General features: G+C 37.2%; 17 protein-coding genes and 1 tRNA gene. 3 read left to right on the top strand and 15 right to left on the bottom strand.

From position 1 onward, the window contains the following. Nucleotides 1-39 precede the first annotated feature (39 nt). From GQR60_RS16955 to nagB, 9 genes are all read right to left on the bottom strand, one after another. Nucleotides 40-570 (bottom strand): GDSL-type esterase/lipase family protein, encoded by a 531-nt coding sequence (locus tag GQR60_RS16955; RefSeq protein WP_124994071.1) that lies wholly within the window; start codon nucleotides 568-570, stop codon nucleotides 40-42. Continuing rightward, nucleotides 560-1867 carry an MFS transporter gene (locus GQR60_RS16950; protein WP_124994070.1) on the bottom strand — a complete coding sequence of 436 codons (1308 nt, stop codon included), beginning with the start codon at nucleotides 1865-1867 and terminating at the stop codon, nucleotides 560-562. Before GQR60_RS16950 ends, GQR60_RS16955 begins: the two co-directional genes overlap by 11 nt. Nucleotides 1868-2062: 195 nt before the next feature. Further along, on the bottom strand, nucleotides 2063-3388 hold the full coding sequence (locus GQR60_RS16945) for a SpoIID/LytB domain-containing protein (protein WP_124994069.1): 1326 nt from the start codon (nucleotides 3386-3388) through the stop codon (nucleotides 2063-2065). A gap of 111 nt (nucleotides 3389-3499) precedes the next feature. Then, nucleotides 3500-4414, bottom strand: a complete 915-nt coding sequence (locus tag GQR60_RS16940; protein ID WP_124994068.1) for a GNAT family N-acetyltransferase — start codon at nucleotides 4412-4414, stop codon at nucleotides 3500-3502. A gap of 297 nt (nucleotides 4415-4711) precedes the next feature. Beyond that, complete coding sequence (locus tag GQR60_RS16935) at nucleotides 4712-5740, bottom strand: DUF4922 domain-containing protein (protein ID WP_225441446.1); 1029 nt, start codon at nucleotides 5738-5740, stop codon at nucleotides 4712-4714. A 76-nt stretch (nucleotides 5741-5816) separates the two neighbouring features. Next, on the bottom strand, nucleotides 5817-6695 hold the full coding sequence (locus tag GQR60_RS16930; RefSeq protein WP_124994067.1) for an N-acetylmuramoyl-L-alanine amidase-like domain-containing protein: 879 nt from the start codon (nucleotides 6693-6695) through the stop codon (nucleotides 5817-5819). Nucleotides 6696-6985: 290 nt separating this feature from the next. After that, nucleotides 6986-8455, bottom strand: a complete 1470-nt coding sequence (locus GQR60_RS16925) for a glycosyltransferase family 2 protein (RefSeq protein WP_124994066.1) — start codon at nucleotides 8453-8455, stop codon at nucleotides 6986-6988. A 27-nt stretch (nucleotides 8456-8482) separates the two neighbouring features. Further along, nucleotides 8483-11602, bottom strand: coding sequence for a golvesin C-terminal-like domain-containing protein (locus GQR60_RS16920; protein ID WP_160463508.1), 3120 nt, complete (start codon nucleotides 11600-11602; stop codon nucleotides 8483-8485). 85 nt (nucleotides 11603-11687) lie between these two features. Next, nucleotides 11688-13670 (bottom strand): glucosamine-6-phosphate deaminase, encoded by a 1983-nt coding sequence (gene nagB, locus GQR60_RS16915; RefSeq protein WP_124994064.1) that lies wholly within the window; start codon nucleotides 13668-13670, stop codon nucleotides 11688-11690. Nucleotides 13671-13939: 269 nt separating this feature from the next. Here nagB and GQR60_RS16910 point away from each other — a divergent pair, with 269 nt between their 5' ends. Both GQR60_RS16910 and murQ read left to right on the top strand, forming a co-directional pair. Beyond that, nucleotides 13940-14770, top strand: a complete 831-nt coding sequence (locus GQR60_RS16910) for an ATPase (RefSeq protein WP_124994063.1) — start codon at nucleotides 13940-13942, stop codon at nucleotides 14768-14770. A gap of 10 nt (nucleotides 14771-14780) precedes the next feature. Further along, the gene (murQ, locus tag GQR60_RS16905; protein WP_124994062.1) at nucleotides 14781-15611 is read left to right on the top strand and encodes an N-acetylmuramic acid 6-phosphate etherase; all 831 of its coding nucleotides are present in this window, start codon (nucleotides 14781-14783) and stop codon (nucleotides 15609-15611) included. A 72-nt stretch (nucleotides 15612-15683) separates the two neighbouring features. Here murQ and GQR60_RS16900 read toward each other — a convergent pair whose 3' ends face one another. The 6 genes from GQR60_RS16900 to GQR60_RS16875 all read right to left on the bottom strand — a co-directional run bounded on the left by GQR60_RS16900 (nucleotide 15684) and on the right by GQR60_RS16875 (nucleotide 21334). After that, nucleotides 15684-16403: a FadR/GntR family transcriptional regulator gene (locus tag GQR60_RS16900; protein WP_124994061.1), complete on the bottom strand. Its 720-nt coding sequence runs from the start codon at nucleotides 16401-16403 to the stop codon at nucleotides 15684-15686. A gap of 316 nt (nucleotides 16404-16719) precedes the next feature. Then, nucleotides 16720-18090 (bottom strand): dipeptidase, encoded by a 1371-nt coding sequence (locus tag GQR60_RS16895; protein WP_124994060.1) that lies wholly within the window; start codon nucleotides 18088-18090, stop codon nucleotides 16720-16722. 226 nt (nucleotides 18091-18316) lie between these two features. Next, nucleotides 18317-18898 carry a DUF3109 family protein gene (locus GQR60_RS16890; protein WP_124994059.1) on the bottom strand — a complete coding sequence of 194 codons (582 nt, stop codon included), beginning with the start codon at nucleotides 18896-18898 and terminating at the stop codon, nucleotides 18317-18319. A gap of 99 nt (nucleotides 18899-18997) precedes the next feature. Beyond that, nucleotides 18998-20527 (bottom strand): 2,3-bisphosphoglycerate-independent phosphoglycerate mutase, encoded by a 1530-nt coding sequence (gene gpmI, locus GQR60_RS16885; RefSeq protein ID WP_124994058.1) that lies wholly within the window; start codon nucleotides 20525-20527, stop codon nucleotides 18998-19000. Between the two features lie 318 nt (nucleotides 20528-20845). Continuing rightward, on the bottom strand, nucleotides 20846-21133 hold the full coding sequence (locus GQR60_RS16880) for a GIY-YIG nuclease family protein (protein ID WP_124994057.1): 288 nt from the start codon (nucleotides 21131-21133) through the stop codon (nucleotides 20846-20848). A gap of 128 nt (nucleotides 21134-21261) precedes the next feature. Continuing rightward, nucleotides 21262-21334 (bottom strand) — tRNA-Phe (locus GQR60_RS16875). Between the two features lie 362 nt (nucleotides 21335-21696). Between GQR60_RS16875 and GQR60_RS16870 the strand changes: the two genes are divergently transcribed. Beyond that, nucleotides 21697-22992 (top strand): S41 family peptidase, encoded by a 1296-nt coding sequence (locus tag GQR60_RS16870; protein ID WP_124994056.1) that lies wholly within the window; start codon nucleotides 21697-21699, stop codon nucleotides 22990-22992. The last annotated feature ends 23 nt before the right edge of the window (nucleotides 22993-23015 follow it).

Genomic DNA, 23015 nt, shown 5'->3' with positions numbered 1-23015 from the left:
AAAAGTCTTCTCATGGCTCGTTTCATCTTTTTAAGATTTTTAAATGAGATTTTCAGATTGCAAACAATTCTGCCATATTCTGTAACCTGCTTCATTCAAATGCAAACCATCATTGGTATAATCTTTTATCAGTTGGGATTTATAGGTTGAAAAAGCCGTGTACAAATCCACGAAAGCTATCTTCTCTTTATCACACAAATCTCTTAAATGATAATTGACCTCCAGAATTTTCATTCCATCAAAATTGGCACTCTTAAACATCGTATCATTAGTAGGCAAAAGACTTTGAACGATCAATTCAATGTCCTTATGCTCCTTCATTATTGAAAATATTTTTTGATAATTCGTAAGAATCTTTTCAGAACTTAAACCTTCACCCAGATCGTTAATCCCCATCATCAAAAAAATCTTTTTAGGCTTCTTGAACAAAACCTCATCCAATCGAAATAGGATTTCATCAGACCGCTCTCCGGATATTCCAAAATTGGAGATTTCATAAGCAGGAAAGTATTCTTCCCAGCATCCTCCCTCGGTTAAACTATCTCCTAAAAAAGCAATTCTATTTTTCATTGTTTCCTGTTTTAATACCAAATTTTGGATCTATATCAATCACTTTCACCATAATAAAACTTGGAATGGTACAAATCATCACCCAAATAAAGAAGTGCTGATAACCCAACAACTCCTGCAGCCAACCGGAAATCATTCCTGGAAACATCATTCCCGCAGCCATTAAACCTGTACAAAATGCAAAGTGAGCTGTTTTGTGTTTTCCTTCAGATACATAAATCTGATAAAGCATGTAAGCTGTAAAACCAAAGCCGTAGCCAAATTGCTCAACTGCCACCGAAACACAAATCAAAAAGAAAGATTCGGGCAATGCGTAAGAAAGATAAACATATACCAGATTTGGTAAGTTAATAGCGATAACCATTGGCCACAGCCAATGTTTCAACCCATTTTTAGAAGCTAAAAATCCACCCAATAAACCACCTAAAGTCAAGAAAATAATTCCTATGGTTCCATAAACCAATCCTACATCACTGGTTGTTAAACCCAAGCCGCCAACCTCTTTAGGATCGAGAAGAAAAGGAGATGCCATTTTTACCAACTGAGATTCCCCCAAACGATACACCAAAAGCAATCCTACGATTTTCCAGATATCCTTTTTCAAGAAGAAAGTAACAAAGGTCTCTCCAAAATCAGAGAACACTGTAGAAAAACTTTTCACTTCCCGGTCTTCATCTTCTTGTGGATGCGGAAGTGCAAACTTGTGATAAACACAAAACAACAAAAATCCGACTGCCAAAATATAAAAGGTCAGCGACCATGCCAGCGGAATGTTATTTTCACTATTCCCGAACAGTTTTGTTGTTTCAAAATATCCTGCCAGAATAATTAAAAGTCCTTGTCCGGTAATCATCGCCAGGCGATAAAATGTACTTCGTATTCCAATAAAATATGCCTGCTTATTGGAGTCCATTCCATACATGTAAAAACCATCGGCAGCAATATCGTGAGTTGCCGAACTAAAAGCCAACAACCAGAAAAAGGCCAATGTTGACTGAAAAAAGAATGTTGTAGGAACCGTAAACGCTACCCCAGCCAGACCTGCGCCAATCAACAATTGCATACTAACAATCCACCAGCGTTTACTTTTTACAATATCCACAATCGGACTCCAAAAAGGCTTAATCATCCAAGGCAAATACAACCAGGAAGTATACAAAGCAATATCTGTATTAGAAATTCCCAGCTTTTTGTACATGATTACAGCAACGGTCATCACCACAACGTAAGGAATACCTTCTGCAAAATAAAGAGATGGAATCCACGCCCATGGTGAGCGGTTTTTTGTTTTTGACATTCTTTCTTTGTTTAGATTTGAGAACTGAGATATGAGAAGTGAGATTTGGGAACTGAGATTATTTACAGCTTCAAAAAATACCGATTCACGTATCTTATTTTTCTTAGATTTGAGATGTTAGATATGAGGCTATTTACAGCATTCAAAAAAAAGAATACCTCACTTTTTCTCACATTTTAAATCTCACATCTATAATTAATATCTTTTTTCCAATTCTGCTCCACGGAAATAATGCAGCAAAATTTCATCGTATTTGTATCCTTTGGCACCCATCACCGCAGCTCCAATCTGACAAAGACCAACCCCATGTCCCCAGCCGGCACCAATCAAAATAAATTTAGCCGGAACTCCATTCTCTTCTCCTTCTTTGTCAACTACAAATTCAGAACTGTATAAATGTGATTCGGATAGTACTTTTCTGATTTCCAATTCTTTTCCGATCACCAAACTTCGTTTTGAACCAACAATTTTCAACTTGATTAAACGACCTGACTCACCTCGTTCAACAGGAATTAAATCCAGAATTTGTCCAAAATCTTTACCCGTTTTACGTGCTATTAATTCTGAAATTACATCTTGTGTATATTCCACCTTCCAACGATAAAAATCCATGGTTTCCTGATCGTAATCATTCAAAACCTGCGACAAAATTTCCTTATTGGTGGTATTGCAAAATGCTTCAGGTGAAGTACGGATCCATTTGACCGCGGCGGCTTCATTTCCCAGATTCATATCGTATCCAGCAGGAACTTTCGGATTATCGATAACAGCCTGCAGGTATTTATGATTTTTAGGTTCCCATACATTTTCAAACGTCTCTGCAACGCCACCGCAACATTTCGAGAAACGGGCATCGCAGACTTCCCCCTCACTGGTAAGTACCAATCCACGGGTTGCATTAATTGCATCAACTACCAATTGGGTAGATTGTTTGGTAATGCCTTGATAACGCTGACAATGATCATCGGCACAAACATCAAAATTCACATGATCTTCGCGATCGTACCAACGAATATATTGCTCATCGGTTTCAACTATACTCTGATAATTAGTTTCTGTTTTTTGCAATTCAGCTCCTTTTATCACCTGCGCAATTAGCCAGGAACGGGAAATAATTGCATGAGCTTTCAACAATTCTATACTGCTGGTAGCACTCATTTCAGATGAAATAACACTTACCAAATAATCCTCTAAAGAAAGAACATTGATGGCAGTCAATTTTTCATCCTCGCAAATAAATTGCAAAGCCCCTTTAAATCGTTGATTTTCTTTTCGTTCCCAATGGAATTTAATCCCAATTGTCACATCAGACAAATCGAAAGATGCTTCTTCGTAATATTTAGGATAAAAAACCAGTTCTTCATCTACAAGACCATCAAAAGCTATTTTATCATTAATATAGCAGGCATCTTGCTTTCCTGTATATTCTTTTCCATTTTGCTGGAGGATGTAAATTCCATTTAATATAAATGAAATTTTAGGCTCGTACATGATGCCTACCCGTAATTGTGGTTCGTTCATTTTTTAATAGGTTTTAGATATTAGATCCCAGACAATAGATTATTTACAGCTCCAAGCTATCCGGAACTCAACTTTTATTATCTCATCTTTCCCATCTTATTTCTTATCAATTTATTCAGTCAGTTTTTTCTCATATCGCCAAAATACTCTTTCGACCACAGCTCCTGCATGATGAGAATAAAAATCGATTGGTCCTACCCATGGAATTATTGCTGTTTTGAAGCCTATATTTTTCAAATCTTCCAGGCAGCTATACAGCAACACTTTTCCTATTCCTTTTCCGCATAAATCGGGATGTGTTCCCATTGGGCCAAACCATGGCAAGCCTTTATTATTTGCGCTGTGTGCCGAGAATGCTTTTATTTTTCCATTCATCTTTGCAATATGAATGGCAATCGGATTCGATTTGCAGGCCATCTCCAATTCATATTGCCATAGCTTCCATTCTTCAGCCACAAAATCCATCAATTCATCCTTGTCTTCTTTTGTTGCACGTGAAATTTCAATATTCTCAGATTTTAAAGCCATTATTTTCTTTTCATCAGACCATTCCCGGTCAGATAAATCGACTACAAGATTGGAAGTATCCATAAATCGATTGAATCCCATTCGCATAGCAAAACAGAGTGCAGGTGTGTACCGGGGATCGATACCCGGCATAAAATAATTCATTGGAACATCACCCAAACGCATCACATCAACCTTTCGCGAACGCAACTCTTTTTCGAGCAACTCATACATGCTTCGGGCAATTCCCTTTCTTCGATGAGATTCCTGCACTGCCATTAGTTTTACGTAGCCATAATTCACTCCCCGAATATCCATTCGGCAGGTTCCCATCAAAAATCCAACAATAGCATTTCCTTCCGTGGTAACCCAAATAATTTCAGGATTAAAAAAAGGATCTTCGTAGATTTTCTCGTGAAGTAATTCTTTGGTAAAAGAATCGAACTTGTGAGTATTTTGACAAAGAGTCAAAACTTCATCAAAATCGTTGTCGTGATATTGTCGTATGGTATTGGACATGTTTCTTTTAATTACTTAGGGTTAATTTGAAGTAAAGGCTTTTTTACAATTGCATTCCTTCGGCTTACATTTGCGTTACTTCCTGTTACATTCACAGTCCCTCAACTTACATTTAAATTACTTCGTGCTACAATTGCATTCCCTCGACTTACATTTGAATTACTTCCTGTTACATTCACAGTTCCTCGACCTACATTCATACTCCCTTTTGTTACATTTTCAGTCCCAAGATCTACATTTTAGTTTCTCTCGAGAAAAAACCGTGTCTTTTACGGGAGTATACAATTTCTTTTCTCCTTAAAGTGAGATTCCTAATTTAGCTCTTAACTTCTTGCAAAGAGTTCCGAAAAACTCATCGTCAACACTTACTTGTTTGAAGATATCTACGATATCCTCCGATGTGATTTTCTCAAAATCCTCCCGCCGGGGAGTAATAAATACACCGCCAAAATCGACTGATGCAGGGCTTATCAGCAATTGCTGATCACCTTCAGCAAAATATTGCGATGGACGATGTAGTTTTCGTGGGAACAAATGCATACTATATTTGCCATCGGAAAAAGAACAAATTGCATTGAGCATTGGCTCTTTTTCTTCCGGTTGCATCGCCGAAAAAGCCTGATAAAAAACAGAAACAGCCTTCATCATTTCTTTTTCATTTTCCGACTCTATGGAAATCATTTTCCTAAGATAATTCGGAAAAGCACGCATCTCAAATTGATTCGAATCGCTCAAAAGCTCCGATTGCAAATTTTTCAAAACTGCATACTCTGTTTCTACTGGCATAAAATCTTTGTTCCCTGCCTGAAAATGCATATGATCGGGAGCTGAAGCACCGCACTTTGGCCCGTTATAAAACAAAGTATATCCTTGCATATTTTTAGCCAAAGACAACATTCCTGAAACATTCTCTTCAAAACTCTGATCGACATGATCGATTTTTGGAATGGTAAAATGTTGTGGGATAATTGGAAACGGATTTACCAAAATCACAAAATCATCGCCTTGAGCGATACCACCTTGTTCTTTGGGAAGTTTATCGAGGCACAAAAAACAAGCACGATTTTCAATACTCTTTTGATCTACTTTCGCGGCTGATGATCTGATTCTTTCAGGATTGAACTGAACTTTTATCTTATATCCATCGAATTGAAATTCTTTCTCTTCAACTTTTTCCAATCCCTTGTAATTTCCTGTTGCCAAAGGCCAATTTCTAAGCTGATCGTTCAGAAAATCACCTAATATCTGTGTGGAAGATTTCTCCTCCAATAAATTCTCTAATTTATTTATGCTGTTTACATTCATTGTTTCCCAATATCTTGACAAAATATATTCCTTTAGTCTGTTTGTTAAATTAAATCATTTAACGCTTACCGGTCTCCGACTCTGTCAGAGTTATAGTTTACTGCAACCTGGCCACCATAATCCCCGATTGATATTTACTTTGCATGAGCATTTCTGCCAAAGGAATATCTGAAATCACCACTTTTTTAGCTTTGCTGGAAGCGTGCATCAGGTGCAATCGGTTATTCACATGAATAGCAATTCCCACATGAGATATATCCAGTCCTTCTATTTTAGTAGTAATAGCAATTAAATCTCCATTATGAATTTTATCCTCAAGCTGTTGTATTTTTGCTTCCGGTATATAGAACAATTCTCTTTTATTGATTTCATTTTCGGTCTTCCGGATCTCTTCTACCAATGAAGAATCGGCTTTTAAAACAGGATAAGAACCGACATGCGTACTCATAAAATTGATTGTTTTGTTGTACTTTTCACCACCAATTTCAGCTGTAATATTTTTTACGATTCCCTTCTTTTCATTTTCATAAATCCAATCGGAGAAATAATGCAGACGCGAAGAATAATCAGTCAGTTTGCCATTTCGGTAACGCAGATTTTCAAGTTCTTTCAAAAAATCATCAGTTGTAAGCGAATCGTTGGATAGTACTTTTGATAAGGCCACCACATTCTCCAGATAAGTAGTACAATCCAACTCCCGGAAATTAACGACCAACTGTTCTTTCTCACTCCCATCCAAAGTACCGCCAACATAAGGTGTTTGCACAAACATTTTTGCCACTTCAATTACCCGATTATCCAATGGTAATGAATCAATCGACATCGATCCTGCTATTTTCCGAATGGAATTAAAGATTTCCTGATCAATTGAATCTTTTAATTGAACAGAGTCCTTTACCTCTTGTTGGATTTTTTTTCCTTGACAAGAGCTTAGAGAAATAAGCAATACCACTAAAATTTGAAAAAATTGCTTCATACTTCTTATTTTTTATCAGGTTTCTCACTAAAATAATACCTGTATTCCTTTTTTCTCTGTGAATCTCCCTGCTTTTTATGATTAAACTATTTTTTTACCACGGAGAACACTGAGGTTCACAGAGTCTAAATCGTAGGTATTTACAAAGATTTAACAAACTATTGGCACGATCAAATTACACCAAATTAACATTTTGCAAATCACCCCTGTATTCCTTTTTTTCTCTGTGTAACTCTGTGCTCTCAGTGGTTAGACTTTTTTTACCACAGAGATCACTAGTTACACAGAGTCTAAATCATGTATTTTTTACACAACAGTTTTCTAGCCTTCAATTCGATGGTACGAATACGATCTTTGTACGTATTGTGAGTATTCATTTTTTCAATATCCAAAGATGCATCCGAATTATCATCCCACCGACGACACAAATAAATTGGATCGTAAATTCTACCAATCTGATAATTACGCGAAATTGCTAATCCTAAAGCATAATCCTCACCGTAATTTACATTTGGAATTGGATTCCTTCGCAATACCGGAGTATAGAATGCACGGGGAGCTCCCAATCCATTAATACGAAGCGCATTGTTTCTTCCGTTTTCCGGAGTCCACTCTTTGTGATCAATAATTCCCGGAGGAATTTCTTCCAATGCAAAATTTACCATCTGATAAGTTCCTACAACCATAGCACAGTTTTGACTGTAAAATGCATCTACAACTTTCTGCACAGTGGTTTCATCGGCATATAAATCATCACTATCCAACTGAATGGCAAATTTACCGCAAGACTCGTGAGCTACTGCCTCATTCCAGCAACCGCCGATTCCCAAATCTTTTCGTTCCGGAATAATGTGAATGATCCGATTGTCCACAGCAGCATATTTCTGAATAATTTCAGTCGTTCCATCTGTAGAATAATTGTCAACAACAATCAAATTGAAAGCCACATCCGCCTTTTGAGCCAATACCGATTTAATCGCATCCTCGATGGTTTTTACACGATCACGAACCGGAATCACAACAGAAGCTTCCACTTTAAAATTACCTTCATCAAAGGCAACATCGTCAAATTTTGGCGCTAAAAAAGCTCCGATTCTCTTCAGATGCTCGGTGCAGGCAATCTCCATTTCAATTTGTACGGCACGATTCTTAGGATCAACGTAATCAAAAATTTTCTCTCCCGATTTTCTTGTATCCATTTCTTCTTCGGTGTACAATATTTCCGGAATTCTCATGAATTCAGAACGGGCAGCCATTGCCAAACGCAATTCATACAATCCTGCATGACGAAAAGAAGTATCAACATCTTTCACGGCTTCTTTTAACACTTTCGCATCGTAAAAAAGAACCGATCCAAAATTAAAATCATCTCTCAAACTTCCTTCCTGATAATCGATTACCGGACAATTTTCAACCACACCATCTTTAATGGCACGATAATTTGAATACACCAAACCACTATTTGTATCCTTGGCTACTTTCATAAACCGATCCAAAGCCAATTGACCCAAAGTTAAGGCACTTGTTTTTGTATAGATGAAAACATATTCAGAATCTGTTTTCTCAGCAATTGCATGAATCGTTTTTCCGTGCGATAAGGTTTCCGATGTTAAAACAGTAACACCTTCAGCATCTAGTTCTGCATCTCCGCCTACCACATAAATCGCAGCTGTCAAATCTGATTTTATCAGCTCATTGATTGTTATTTCGGTCTCTTCCTTTGTTCCAAAAGGAATAAAACATGTCACCTTTTCGTTCATAGTAATTATTGTGTTTTTATTATTTTCTTACTGATTAAAAAATTGAAACATCTGTTTCATCAATTCAATGCGATACTCTTTCGTTTCCAGTGTTTCAAATGGAAATCCTAAAATTACAGATTGATAGTTTCCATCATACACTACACCGGCACTTTTATTATTTCCTGAATAACGAAGAAGAACCTTTGCATCTTCCCCTTTAGGTTCAATCGCATCGGGTGCTTCAACCTTATATATATCGGGGGAATATCCTGTTTCGAATTGATATTCTCCTTTAAAATTATTTCTCACTTCGTTTGTATGCGATACGTTGCCCAATTTGCTTGCATGATTGGTTCTGAACTGATAATGCAATTCATCCTCCGCAAAAGATTTTGCCAAAGTATCGCCACACAATTCCAAATCTGTTCCCACATAAGCTCCGGAAATAATTAATTTTGCATTATTCCCTTTTAGATACTTACGAATCGCCTCTCTCATTTCAGGCGTGTAAATTGTAAAATCTTTATTCTCTTTGCCGTAAATTCTTTTGGTCGTTTTTTCCTCTCCAAAAATTAAATCCAACACAGAATAATCCTGCGCCGCCCAATTCAATTCCTCAAAGGCCTCATCACTCATCGACACAAACCCAAAACCATTATCCCGAACTGCTTGTCCGTGCACAAACGGATAATCGAAACTATTACCCGGAATGATTCGTTCTTCCTGATCGGCATATGAGCTTCCATGGCCCGATGCATCATCATCCAACCATTGCGATTTTCGATCGAAATCGTACTGATCACCTACATAGGCAATATTTCTTTTGTATGCGACACCCTCATCTTCCGAACCTACGAAACCGGCAAACTTCCCATCATCAAATCCCTGAGGAGCCGAAATACGATCAAATCCATTTACAATTAAAACAGGCTTTTTTCCATTTCCTGATTTGCAATAGGCTAATATTTCCGAATCAAAACTTTCTCCGCCATTATTCAAAGCAGTTACCTTAAAACTGTAAATCACACCCGGTTTGCAATTCGTAATAATGTATTCTGAATTGGGGACAACTATTCCGTTATCAAACCCACCATCTTCAATTCTTGTGTAAACTTTGTATGATTCAGAAACTGCCTTAGGCTCCAATTGGTCTATTACTGGTTTCCATGAAAGAACAATTCCTTTTTCAGTTTCCCTGATTTGAAAATGATCAACCGGCAAAGGCTGCACCACATAATCCCTTCCATCCTGAGATGACAGAAACTTTAAAATCCCTTTGTAATAAGCTCTGCTGATATCGAATTTAAACTTCGGATCCATTCCCTGATACATATCTGCAAAATTATGGTGCGATAACAATTCAGACAACATGGTAGGAACTTTTGGACGGTACGCTTCTGAGTATTGCTTGTTCCACATCCCCCTGCGCGTCCATTTAGGTTCATACTTTTTGCGAATATCCTGCACAACCTGCGACTGAATAATATCCGTTAAATCGCGACTTGCCCATTTCGATTGTCCGTTTGGAAAATAATCCTCATCTCTTGTTGTAGAGTAAATAGCCAAACTTCCAATAATGGAATCATTTGGCGTAAAACCGGCATCGGTATGAAATGCCAGAGCCATATCAACAGGTATCCTTAATCCCTTTACCGTTGGATTTTTTGTTGGACCCGCCGGACTTCCAATCAAATAATCCACCCACTCTCCGCGACTCATGTAATCATCCTTGTAATCGGTTTTGCCAATTTCCTTTTTCCGAAACTTGGCCGCATCTTTTCCCCGATTGCTGTAATCTGCTTCGTAATCTTTATTGATGCTGTACACCAACGAATCGGGCATGCCTGCATACTGAAGATAGTAACGTGCAGCCTCCTGATATCTTGGCCGATTACTCGTATATTTTTGCCAAACACAGGAGTCCAATTTAAAACCAAGCTCTGTTCTTTGCTTTTTCAATTCATCCAATTCTTCAGGATTCCCACGGGCAATGTTTCCCATTCCTCCGCCAAATCGTATTGCATCAGCCGAAATCCATTTTCCAGGCTCCTTACTTTCGTTAGTCAGTTCAACCATTCCCTTTTCGGGATTCCTCCCTTTATCAAAAAGAAAAGTCCCCAAATAAATCCAGGTTTTACCACCCATGCTTTGATTCACCAAAAATTCAGTTTTACCTCCTGCATGATACACGGTATAGTGCGCATCATTCACATTATCCTCATCATCAGAATAGGAAACAGACACTGCATATTCTCCTTTTTCAGGAAAACAAGGAATGTACTGCACTTTAGCGGATACGTCAGTACCTGCCTCAGTCTGATAGCTGCTTCCCAGTTCAAATGGATTTTCTCCTTCAATATAAAAGGGATATTTGTTTGCGAAACCCGCTTGAGAATTCAATTCCCAAACGGAATCATCTGCAAGATATTCCGATCCTTCCGATGACCAATCAGCATCTACTATCACTTCATTTTTCTGAACATCTCTTTCGCGAGGAAACAATACATTAGCACCAGCCTTTTCGAGCATAGGAGCAATATATGGTACTACAAACTCCATGGTCCACAAATCTTCCACTGTTGTGTACACTCTTGCCCGCTGCCATTCCCATCTGTCCAGCGTGTTTTCATAGTACCATCCATGAGAATGCCACAAAGCAATGTGTTTATTTTCCAATCCAAGTTTTGCATCGTTCCCTGTGTTTACTCTTCGCACCAAAGCTTGCGTTACTTCATGATTCTTATTCAAACGATTTGTATCCGCCTCAACAATTCCATTCCGATAGAAATTAGGGATTAAATCACTTATTTCCTGTCCCATACTTTCCATTCGGATGGAATAGTTTTTAAATCTCCGACCCAAATCTTCCTTGAAATCTTTCTTATATATCTGTACAGACTCCGGACGAAACGGAACATACGAAAACACCGGATTCATATACAATGTAATTTCTTCTTGCTCTGAATCTATTTGTAAACTATCGTACTTAAATGTGAAAACAAAATCTTTGGAAGCTTGCTCAACAAAAAATTGTGCCGCTTTATCGGCTTTTCGAGTTAGTCGGTCCGATTTCTTAGCAGCTATCAAATTAAAATTTGAGAACAACAATACAGAGATTACACAAAGCATTCTAAGAAAACGGATATTTATAAAAAATCCAGACATGGAAATCATTGTTTTTCAGTTAAAATGAACCAGTTAAAGAGAAGCCCGAATTCAAGCTGTCGAATTCGGAAATTCTCAGATAAATCTAAACAATAAACCTGACAAAAGCTTCAATTGCCTCGTATTCTGCCAAGCCCAATTTGTTAAATAAATCGGCTGTAGCCCTATTTCTTTCTTCTGATCTTTGCCAGAATAAGCGGGAATCATTCCCCATAAAGGGAGCACTTTCCATTTGCGATTGATGTCGTAATATTGCATTCCGTTTATGTTGTAATTCTTCAGGACTAACCGGAACAGCCATTTGGATTTCGTCCAAATCCCACTCCTGCCAAGCTCCACGGTATAACCATATATAGCAATCCTTCATCCACTCTTCATCTTTCACTATTTTTAATGCCTGGTAAATTCCTTCCCAACATACCCGGTGCGTTCCATGAGGATCAGACCAATCCCCTGCAGCAAATATCTGATGCGGCTTTATTTTTCGAAGCAAATTCACAAGAATACGAACATCTTCTTTCCCCAACGGATTTTTCTTAACCGTACCCGTTTCATAAAAAGGAAGATCCAAAAAATGAAGGTTCTTAGATCGAATACCTACAAAACGGCAGGCAGCTTTTGCCTCTCCTCTCCTGATTAAGGCTTTCATATTGCGCACTTCAGCTGTATCCATTCCTCCCGGCTTTTTATTTTCCAAAAGAAATTTTTGAATGTCTTCAATCACACACTGAAGATTGCCCTCGTTTGTATCATGAGTTCTCGAAAAACTTTTTACAAAAGAAAGATATCTCACCGCCTCATCATCGGCAACCGCAATATTTCCTGAAGTTTGGTATGCAACATGAACTTCATGGTTTTGATCCACCAATCGTTTCAAAGTTCCTCCCATCGAAATTACATCATCATCAGGGTGCGGACTAAAAACCAAAACTCTTTTACTTGCCGGTTCTGCTCTCTCCGGACGATGAGAATCATCAGCATTTGGCTTTCCTCCAGGCCAACCGGTTATGGTGTGCTGCAAATCATTAAACACCTTAATATTTACCTCGTAAGCCGAGCCATACAAAGCAAGTAACTCACTCAATCCATTATCATTATAATCACGATTAGTCAGTTTTAAAATTGGTTTTTGTAATTTATTACACAACCAAACTGCCGCTTTCCGAATCCAATAACGATCCCATTCAATACTCCCAACCAGCCAAGGATTCTTTACCCTTGACAATTCACTTGCAGCCGGCACATCCAATACAAATTTCACATCAGTATGCCGTTGCAAATAGCTGGCTGGAACTGCATCACACTGACTTTCTTCCAATGCTTTTTTTACAATCGCCGCTTTTCCTTCGCCCCAAGCCATTAAAATAACCCTTTTGGCTTTAAATATGGTTCCAACACCCATTGTTATAGCCGCCTTAGGTACATTATTTAAGCCATTAAAATCTTTGGCAGCATCTCGTCTGGTCAAAGAGTCAAGCATAATCAATCGGGTTATCGAATCCAGTTGCGAACCTGGTTCATTAAACCCAATGTGCCCTGTACGACCAATTCCAAGTATTTGCAAATCCAATCCCCCAAAAGAATCAATCAGTCTTTCATACTCATTGCAGTATCCGGTAATTGTGACCTTGCTTACCTCACCATTTGGTACATGAATTTGATTTTTAGGAATATCGATATGATTAAATAAAACGTCGTTCATGTAATGATTATAGCTTTGCGCGCTTAATTTCAACATCGGATAATACTCATCCAAATTAAAAGTAACCACATTCAGAAATGACAAGCCTTCTTCTTTGTGCAAACGAATCAGTTCGGAATACACTCCCAATGGCGTTGCACCGGTAGCTAATCCTACAACACACATTTCGCCAAGCTTTTGTTTTTGCTTAATTTCATTTGCAATTTCACCTGCAACCCACTTGGCTGCCTTTTCAGCAGTTGAAAAAATATCTGCCGGCATTTTCTCATACCGGGTTTTCACTGTTCTGTCGAACTCATCTGAAGGTTGGTAATACAACTTGGCTTCATCAAGCTCTTCCCTAAATTGCAGTATCTGATTCTCCATTTTGCTATCTCCTGATTTAAATTACTTTCGGATCAAAAATAGAACAGAAAATTATATTTTCCAAAATTGGTCATACATGTTATATAATACTTTTTACAAATGTTTAATTTTTATATATTTGTAACGTGAAAATAAATTCACCCGTACGATAAGGATATTAAGCAATGTAGAAGGAATGAAAATGGAAAAATACAAATTCAATATTAATTTAATTATTTGTAAATTCATTTTAAATTAACATTCATCATACATGTTATAAAAATAAAATCATGATATTAATTGCAGAGAGCGGATCAACCAAAACCGACTGGGTTCTTCTCGGAAGTAAAGGCGTAACTAAACGCCAACAGACTTTGGGAATTAACCCATACCATCAAAATACGAGTTCGATAATTAAAATAATTAGCTCACTTGATGATTTTGGTTCGGTTACCCAAATCTTTTTTTACGGCGCCGGTTGTGCTGTTGATGAGAAGAAGAAAATCATTAAAGATTCCTTACTACAAATTTTTCCTGATGCAAATTGCGAAATTAACAGCGATGTTTTAGCTGCAGCCCGATCGGTTTGCAGAAGAGAAAAAGGCATAGCGTGCATCATTGGAACAGGATCTAATTCCTGCTTATATGATGGGGAAAACATTGAACACAACGTTCCTCCCTTGGGATACATATTGGGTGACGAAGGCAGCGGAGCTGTTATGGGTAAAAAATTGCTGGCTGATATTCTTAAAAATATTGCTCCTGTTGAAATAAAAAGTGCATTCTATCAGAAATACAATTTGGAATATGCAGATATTATAAACAAAGTATACAAAGAGGAAGCGCCCAGCCGTTTTCTTGCTCAATTTACAGTCTTTCTTTCTGAAAACATTCAATCACCATATATATCGGAGCTTGTAAAGAAGAGCTTCGGGGAATTTTTCGAAAGAAATATAAAACAATACAACAATCACATCAGCCTGCCAATTCATTTTATAGGAAGTATTGCATACTACTTTAAAAAAGAATTGGAAATGGTCGCAGCCAAGATCGGTTTACATCTTGGAAAAATTGAGCAAAGCCCATTGGAAGGATTGATTCAGTACCATCTTGGTAAATAAAAACAAAATAATGAATAAAGCAGGTAACCAGAAAACTTCAAACAAAATAACAGAATCACCTTCTAACTTTTCTAATTTGGAAAAGATGTCGGTTAATGAACTACTTATTGGAATTAATCAGGAAGACGGACAAGTTCATTTAGCAGTAAATCGCGCGATTCCAGAAATCGAGAAATTTGTTTCCCTACTTGTTGACCGTGTTAAAGCCGGAGGTAGATTATTTTATATTGGAGCTGGCACAAGTGGCCGACTTGGCGTATTGGATGCTTCGGAATTACCGCCAACTTTTGGAGTTCCGGATAATATTGTAATTGGATTGATTGCAGGAGGAGAAAAGGCCTTACGAAATGCCGTTGAATCGGCCGAAGATGATTGGAACAAAGCCTGGGAAGAAATACAGGAACATGGTTTTAATCAAAATGATACGGTATTAGGAATTGCCGCTTCAGGCACAACACCTTATGTAATAGGCGGCATAAAAAAAGCCCGCGAAAATAGTCTGCTTACCGCATGTATTACTTGTAATCCTGAGGCGCCAGTTTCCAAAGAAGCTGAAATTGTGATTGAAGCAATTGTTGGCCCCGAATTTGTTACCGGAAGTACCAGATTAAAAGCCGGAACTGCTCAAAAAATGATTCTAAACATGATCACCACCAGCTTAATGATTAAATTGGGAAGAGTTCAGGGCAATAGAATGGTAAACATGCAGTTAACCAACAAAAAGTTGGTTGAACGAGGAACCAAAATGATTATGGAAGAATTAAAACTTGAAAAAGAAGTTGCTAAAAGCTTACTGTTAAAACATGGTTCAGTAAAAAAGGCCATTGAGGCTTACAAATAAATATTGTTTTAAAACGATAAAAAAAACGGAGATTGAATCATCAATCTCCGTTTTTTATTGAAAATACAGTTCTTACTTTTTCAAATACTGTGTGTAGATCTCAAGGGTTCTGTTTATCTGTCCAACCATTGCTTCAAAAGCTTTATCAGCATCCTTATCCCGAATAGCTTCATAAATGGTACGATGAGCTTTAATTGTAAAATCTTTCTCTCCATCCACATTGGCATAAATCAAATTTCGCATGCGTGGCAAAAGAGAATAGATTGGCTCCATAGTAATAATCACAATCGGATTGCAGGAGGCCTTAGCAACATTCAAATGAAATTTATTGATGATATCTGCTTCCATTTGGGTATTATCCGGATCACAATCTTCCAAATCCGAAATATTCTTAAGCAATAAGTCCAAATCCTTATCCCTTCGGTTATTTGCTGCCATCCGGGCAATTTCCGGTTCAAAAACGCGCCGTACTTCAATAATCTGAGGGATCAGGTTACTATCAAAACTTAAATCATAATACAAATTCAAAGAATCAATGGCATCTTTGATCTTCAATTCACTAACATACATGCCACTACCCTTTTTGATCTCAATTAAGCCCCGTGCGCTAAGTCTACGCAAAGCTTCGCGTAATGCAGTCCGACTAACTGCAAACATCTCGCATAATTCCCGCTCCGAAGGAAGTTTAGCTCCCACCAGCAATTTCTTCTGGCGAATAGCCTCTTCTATTCGGCGCTCAATCTTCTGACTAAGAGTTTGAGCTGATCCTATTTTTTCAAAAATTTCATCCATGAACTGCAAATTTACTTCAACTTGTATGATCTGTTACGAAATATACAGCAATTAGTCTGTATTCCATCAAAAAACCATGCAATTAAACCCAAATACAAACATAACCAGAAAAATACCGATTTTCAAGGTTTAAGCTTTATTTTAAACGATTCCGAAGTATCAATGAAATAAAATAATAATTATAGCCCCGAAAAATCAGGAATTAAGACAAATCCCAATCAATCTTTAAACTGATCATACCAAAACATATATTTGTAAAAAAAAGGGTACTCTGCACAAGAATACCCTTTCCAACTTATATTTGAATTACAAATTATTACTTCTTCAATTCGGCAAAATACTTATAAAATAATGGAATTGTATTGATTCCATTGAAGAATTGTTCCAAAGGGAAATTCTCATTTGGTGAGTGAATCGCATCACTTTCCAATCCAAATCCCATGAGTACAGATTTAATTCCTAAAATCTCTTCGAAAGAAGAAATAATTGGTATACTTCCACCACTGCGAACAGGTACAGGGCGTTTTCCATAAACTTCGGTATACGCTTTATCTGCCGCAATATAAGCCGGGAAATCTATGGGACAAACATATCCTTGTCCACCATGCAGCGGAGTAACAACTACCTTTACACAATCCGGAGCAATTGCTTCGAAATGCTCTTTAAATAGAACTGAAATTTTTTCCCAGTTTTGATTCGGAACCAAACGGGTTGAAATTTTTGCATATGCTTTTGAAGGAAGAACTGTTTTAGCACCTTCGCCAATATATCCACCCCAAATACCACAAACATCAAACGAAGGGCGAATTCCTGTATGTTCAGAAGGAGTATAACCTTTCTCACCAGCTAACTCTTTTACGTCGATTGCTTTTTTGTACTCCTCAACATCGAAAGGAGCTTCAGCCATCATTGCTCTTTCTTCCTTAGTAACTTCAATTACATCATCGTAAAATCCAGGAATGGTAATATGTCCATTATCATCTACCATCTGAGTAATCATTTTAGCCAATACATTAATTGGGTTTGCTACAGCACCACCAAACAATCCTGAATGAAGATCGCGATTAGGACCGGTCACTTCAACTTCCCAATACATCAATCCACGTAATCCTGTTGTAATAGATGGTATATCCGGAGCAATCATTCCGGTATCAGAAACTAAAATCACATCTGCCTGCAACATTTCTTTGTGCTCTTCACAAAATTTAGGCAGATTAGGTGATCCTACTTCTTCTTCCCCTTCAATCATGAACTTCACATTACAAGGAAGACAATTATTTTTCACCATATATTCGAAAGCCTTTGCATGCATAAATGCCTGACCTTTATCATCATCAGCACCACGGGCCCAAATTTTACCATCTTTAATTACCGGCTCAAAAGGATCAGTATCCCACAAATTAATTGGATCAACCGGCATTACATCCATATGTCCGTAAACCATAACTGTCGGCAATTTTGGATCAATAATCTTTTCGCCATAAGTAACAGGATTTCCCTCTGTCTCCATTACCACCGCCTTATCAGCACCCGCATTCAGCATTAACTGCTTCCAGTATTCGGCAGCTTTATACATCTCTGGTTTATTTGCTTCAATCGAGCTAATCGATGGAATTCGAATCAGTCCAAACAATTCCTCTAAAAATCTCTCTTTGTTCTCTTCAATATATTCTTTAATGTTATCCATAATAGTGTGTTTATTGGATTTAAGTAATTTGAAACGTAAATATAGTAAATAGAAATTAGCTTTCAGTCTTCATCTAATAGAGATTTGCAACCTCTATATGTCAACACCCATCAAATCACAAATCAAATAAACAGACATAAAAGCATAAAAAAAACAGCAACCAAACGGCTACTGTTTACAATATAATTTCGTGATGTTTTTACTCTTACACTTGGTACTTTGTCATCTACATTTTTTTCATGATTTCATCAATGTGTTCAGCCGCATACCGAAGCTCTTTATACCATTCTTCACCATATTTTCTGATTAATGGTTCTTTTAAGAAAACATAAACCGGAGTTCCATTTTTAAATCCCAATTCTCTGGCAGGTTTGCAAATATCCCATTTGTTATAATTCACCGCATCAAACTCTTCATATTTCTGAATTCGAATCGGGTATAACTGACATGAAATTGGTTTGCGAAAGTTTATTTTACCATCGAAAAAAGCTTTTTCGATACCACATTGTGCCGATCCATTTTCAAAAACAGTATAAACACATTCTTTATTGTTAATGATAGGTGTTACCAAATCACCATCCGAATCGATTACAGTCTTACCTTGTTTTTCAATTTCTTCAATGCCTTTTTCGGTAAGATACTCTTCTATAACAGGATAAATCTCCTCAATAATCAGCTTCTCTTCTTCCTCTAACGGTGCTCCCGAATCTCCCTCTACACAGCAAGCCCCGCAACATTTTGAAATGTCACAAATGAATTTCTTTTCAATCACGTCTAAACTTACTATGGTTTTTCCTATCTGTAACACAATGCTATCCTTTTACAATTTCTACTTTCGTGGATTTAAAAAAAAATCCGTATTATCGGCAAAGATAATACGGAAACTTATATTTTCAGTTACAATCTTCTATTTTATCAAAGATTTACCGGTCATATCCTCAGGTTTCTCAATCCCCATAATATCCAATAAAGTTGGAGCAACATCGGCAAGAATACCATTCTCAATTCCTTTGGAATTTTCAGTCACCCAAATGCAGGGAACAGGATTTAAGGAGTGAGCAGTATTTGGAGAACCATCGGCATTTACAGCAAAATCAGCATTTCCATGATCTGCAATAATAATTACATCATATCCATTTGCTTTTGCTGCCTCAACAACTTGCTCAACACATTTATCAACAGCCTGAACTGCTTTTGAGATTGCTTCATAAACTCCTGTGTGTCCAACCATATCACCATTAGCAAAGTTCAAACAAACAAAATCAGCCGATTGAGCATTCAATTCAGCAGTAATCATATCGGCAACAGCCGGTGCAGACATTTCTGGTTGTAAATCGTAAGTTGCCACTTTTGGAGATGGAACCATTAATCTTTTTTCACCTTCGAATTCAGCTTCTCTGCCACCCGAGAAAAAGAAAGTTACGTGAGCATACTTTTCAGTTTCAGCAATACGAATTTGTTTTTTGCCAGCTTTAGATACAACCTCACCCATTGTATTTTGAACGTTATCTTTATCGTAGATTACATTTACTCCCTTAAAGTTAGAATTGTAACAAGTCATGGTATACCATTCTACATCCATGGTATGCATTCCGAACTCACGCTTGTCTTCCTGAGTGAACACAGTTGTCATTTGACGCAAGCGATCAGTACGGAAATTAAAACAGATAACTACATCACCTTTTTCAATAATAGCAAGAGGGGCTCCTGACTCATCAACCATTACAATTGGCTTGATAAATTCATCTGTTACGCCTTCTGCATACGATTTTTCCATTGCAGTAACAACGTTGGAAGCTGATTCTCCTTCTCCTTTTGTATATAAATCGTAAGCAAGCTTAACACGTTCCCAGTTGCTGTCTCTATCCATTCCGTAGTAACGTCCAATAAGAGATGCAAATTTTGCTGATCCTTTAGTTTCAATTGCTTCAACAAATTCTTTTACGAATCCTAATCCTGATTTAGGATCTGTATCACGTCCATCGGTTAATCCATGAACAAACACATCTTTCAATCCGAAAGCCTGAGCTGCATCGCAAAGAGCAATTGCATGGGCACTTAATGAATGAACACCACCATTGCCTATCAATCCAATTAAATGAACTTTTTTATCATTCGTTTTGGCATGAGTAAAAGCTTTAACAACCTGCTCATTTTCTTTAAGGGTGTCCTGCTCTACCGCCATGTTTATTTTAACCAAATCCTGATAAACAACACGACCCGCACCAATATTTAAATGTCCAACTTCTGAGTTTCCCATTTGTCCGTCAGGCAGGCCTACAAACCTACCTGCAGCCTGCAATTGTGAGTTAGGATATTTTGCCAACAGACTATCCATGTATGGAGTAGCTACTGAAGAAATTACATCTGATTTTGATTTATCACCGATCCCCCATCCGTCAAGGATCATCAATAAAGCTTTTTTACTATTTGTCATTTTGAAGTATTTTATATCTTAAATTCTTTATTACTTGGTCTAAGTGTTACAAAAATATCGTATTAATTCAAATAAAAAAATTAGTTAGAGACTTGAATTTCTTTATTTTAGATCGAAAACGTTTGTTTTTTGTAATTTATTCAAACTTTAACATTTCAAATGGATTTCCACATTCAAAAGCATAAAAAAAGCCAATCATATGATCGGCTTTTTTCGTGGTACCACCTGGCCCCGAAAGCTTTCGGGGCGAACCAGATACATTTCTCTCTTTTCATTGTATCTCCCGGCTCCAAAAACATTTGGGACAAACAACAGGTACTACTTGTATTTTTCTAACAATCGAATAGCAATATTCTTATAAAGCAGTAGGTTTTCAACATACTTCTTACTTTTCATTTTTTTGATATGTTTCTCAATTCTCCTAGCTTGAGCTATAGATTCACACTCTAACCGATAAAACAACTGCCAATCTTTGTAATTTGATGTGAAAGAATTTTCAAATGTACCTTCATCATGAAGATACAATCGATTTGTTAAATCTTTTGTGTAACCAATGTAATAGCAATTTCCGGCAACACTTTGCAGTATGTAAACTTCAATCTTCATAAAACCAAAAGAGGACAAAATTTAACCACGTCCCCAAAACTTTTCGACTTGATCCGGATCAGTTTCATTTTCCTAAAATTCAATATAAACAAAAAGAGAGAAAAACGCTATGTTTTTCTCTCTTTTTGTGGTACCACCTGGAATCGAACCAGGGACACATGGATTTTCAGTCCATTGCTCTACCAACTGAGCTATGGTACCCTTTATTTTGGTGTTACAAATGTAAAGAAAATTTGTACTTCGCAAAACAAAGCAGGCCACATCGAGTATAAATAGCAGATATAAAATGTCAATATGATTAAGTATCAATTTTTTCACAATGTTATTTAGATTGATTCTATAGATTGTTTTGCTGAAAATTAAACAATAGATGACGATTTTACCCGTTAAAGAAACCTTAGGTATGGTTTTTGTTAAACTTAAATTGTCTTGTTTTTTCAATAAATTACAATATCGAGCTGATTAATTGTCAAGATAAAATTAATACATAGGAATAATTAGTCCAGTTTGGCAATCCCGAAAACTTTCGGAACCATACGGCAAAAATTTAAAATTATAATCACATGAAATTCTCAATTCTCAATAAATATTCACTTGTAGTAATTCTGGCATCCTTATTTCTATCGTGTAGTGATGACAATAATATATTGCCACGATCGGGCAATGATAAATCGGCTTACGAAATCATTGATAAAACGATGCAGGAGTGGTATTTGTGGAATGAAGATTTACCGGATATTAGTTCAGCCAATTACTCATCGGCAAACGACTATTTTGAAGCATTGCTTGCTGATCAAGATCGATGGAGCTATATAGCCAACCTTGATGAATTATTAGCATATTTTGAGAATGGCACCTACACAGGTTATGGTTTATCCTTCAAATTTGACAGCTATAATGATTTAAGAGTAAAACTTATATTTGATGAATCACCTTTGGCTGCAGAAGGAGTTACACGCGGATGGAAACTGATCAACATTAACCAATTGGCAATTTCAAACCTAAGTGAAGAACAAATATTAAATGAACTTGACAAATCGAGCGGAACCTTCATTTTTGAAAATAATGCCGGCGAGCAAAAAGAAATCACCGCTTCTCAAAAGGTACTTGATCAAAATACAGTATTAAAAAGAAAAGTTATTCCTTATGACGGAACTCAAGTTGCCTATCTGGCATTTGACAGCTTTTTAGGCAAATCGGAAGATGAATTGAACGAAGCCTTTACCTATTTTAAAGAGCAAAATGCAACTGAATTGGTTTTGGACCTGCGCTACAATGGCGGTGGCAGCACCTACATATCAAATCAGTTGGCTTCATTAATTACAGGCAATGCATACACTGGTGAAGTGTACTCAAAAGTATTTCACAACAGCTCAAAAACGAATGAAAATTTCACCGAAGCATTTACATCACAGGCTCCGGCCCATGCTTTCAACAGAGTTTTCGTAATTACAACTTCAAACACTGCTTCTGCAAGCGAAATGGTAATTAATGGATTAAAACCAGAAGCTTACATGGGGGCTGAAAACGTAATTCTTATTGGAAGTAAAACTCACGGGAAACCAGTTGGCATGTACGTATTTGAGGAGAAAGCCTTAAACCTGGCAATTGTCCCTATTAGCTTTTCAATTACCAATGCCGCTGATGAAGGCGGCTATTTTGATGGCATTCCTGTTAATTATGAAATATCAGATGATTTAACTCATGACTTTGGGGATATTGATGAATCAAATCTGCATGTTGCACTGGAATATATTAAGAATGAGAAATTCCCAGTTATAACTGCTGCAAAAGCTTTATCAACAAACGAACGGGAATTCAAGAAAAAAGGATTGGAAGAGCTGATTGATGCGAATTAGCACACTTAAGCACTTTTTAATAG

Source organism: Labilibaculum euxinicum (assembly GCF_009795715.1).
Taxonomy (GTDB): domain Bacteria; phylum Bacteroidota; class Bacteroidia; order Bacteroidales; family Marinifilaceae; genus Labilibaculum; species Labilibaculum euxinus.
The sequence above is the reverse complement of the archived record's forward strand: the minus strand, read 5'-3'. Positions and strand labels throughout refer to the sequence as shown.

What these genes read in the sequence shown, in the direction of transcription:
- GQR60_RS16955 (WP_124994071.1), bottom strand. Translation starts at nt 570, where the DNA reads ATGAAAAATAGAATTGCTTTTTTAGGAGATAGTTTAACCGAGGGAGGA.
- GQR60_RS16950 (WP_124994070.1), bottom strand. Translation starts at nt 1,867, where the DNA reads ATGTCAAAAACAAAAAACCGCTCACCATGGGCGTGGATTCCATCTCTT.
- GQR60_RS16945 (WP_124994069.1), bottom strand. Translation starts at nt 3,388, where the DNA reads ATGAACGAACCACAATTACGGGTAGGCATCATGTACGAGCCTAAAATT.
- GQR60_RS16940 (WP_124994068.1), bottom strand. Translation starts at nt 4,414, where the DNA reads ATGTCCAATACCATACGACAATATCACGACAACGATTTTGATGAAGTT.
- GQR60_RS16930 (WP_124994067.1), bottom strand. Translation starts at nt 6,695, where the DNA reads ATGAAGCAATTTTTTCAAATTTTAGTGGTATTGCTTATTTCTCTAAGC.
- GQR60_RS16925 (WP_124994066.1), bottom strand. Translation starts at nt 8,455, where the DNA reads ATGAACGAAAAGGTGACATGTTTTATTCCTTTTGGAACAAAGGAAGAG.
- GQR60_RS16920 (WP_160463508.1), bottom strand. Translation starts at nt 11,602, where the DNA reads ATGTCTGGATTTTTTATAAATATCCGTTTTCTTAGAATGCTTTGTGTA.
- nagB (WP_124994064.1), bottom strand. Translation starts at nt 13,670, where the DNA reads ATGGAGAATCAGATACTGCAATTTAGGGAAGAGCTTGATGAAGCCAAG.
- GQR60_RS16910 (WP_124994063.1), top strand. Translation starts at nt 13,940, where the DNA reads ATGATATTAATTGCAGAGAGCGGATCAACCAAAACCGACTGGGTTCTT.
- murQ (WP_124994062.1), top strand. Translation starts at nt 14,781, where the DNA reads ATGAATAAAGCAGGTAACCAGAAAACTTCAAACAAAATAACAGAATCA.
- GQR60_RS16900 (WP_124994061.1), bottom strand. Translation starts at nt 16,403, where the DNA reads ATGGATGAAATTTTTGAAAAAATAGGATCAGCTCAAACTCTTAGTCAG.
- GQR60_RS16895 (WP_124994060.1), bottom strand. Translation starts at nt 18,090, where the DNA reads ATGGATAACATTAAAGAATATATTGAAGAGAACAAAGAGAGATTTTTA.
- gpmI (WP_124994058.1), bottom strand. Translation starts at nt 20,527, where the DNA reads ATGACAAATAGTAAAAAAGCTTTATTGATGATCCTTGACGGATGGGGG.
- GQR60_RS16880 (WP_124994057.1), bottom strand. Translation starts at nt 21,133, where the DNA reads ATGAAGATTGAAGTTTACATACTGCAAAGTGTTGCCGGAAATTGCTAT.
- GQR60_RS16870 (WP_124994056.1), top strand. Translation starts at nt 21,697, where the DNA reads ATGAAATTCTCAATTCTCAATAAATATTCACTTGTAGTAATTCTGGCA.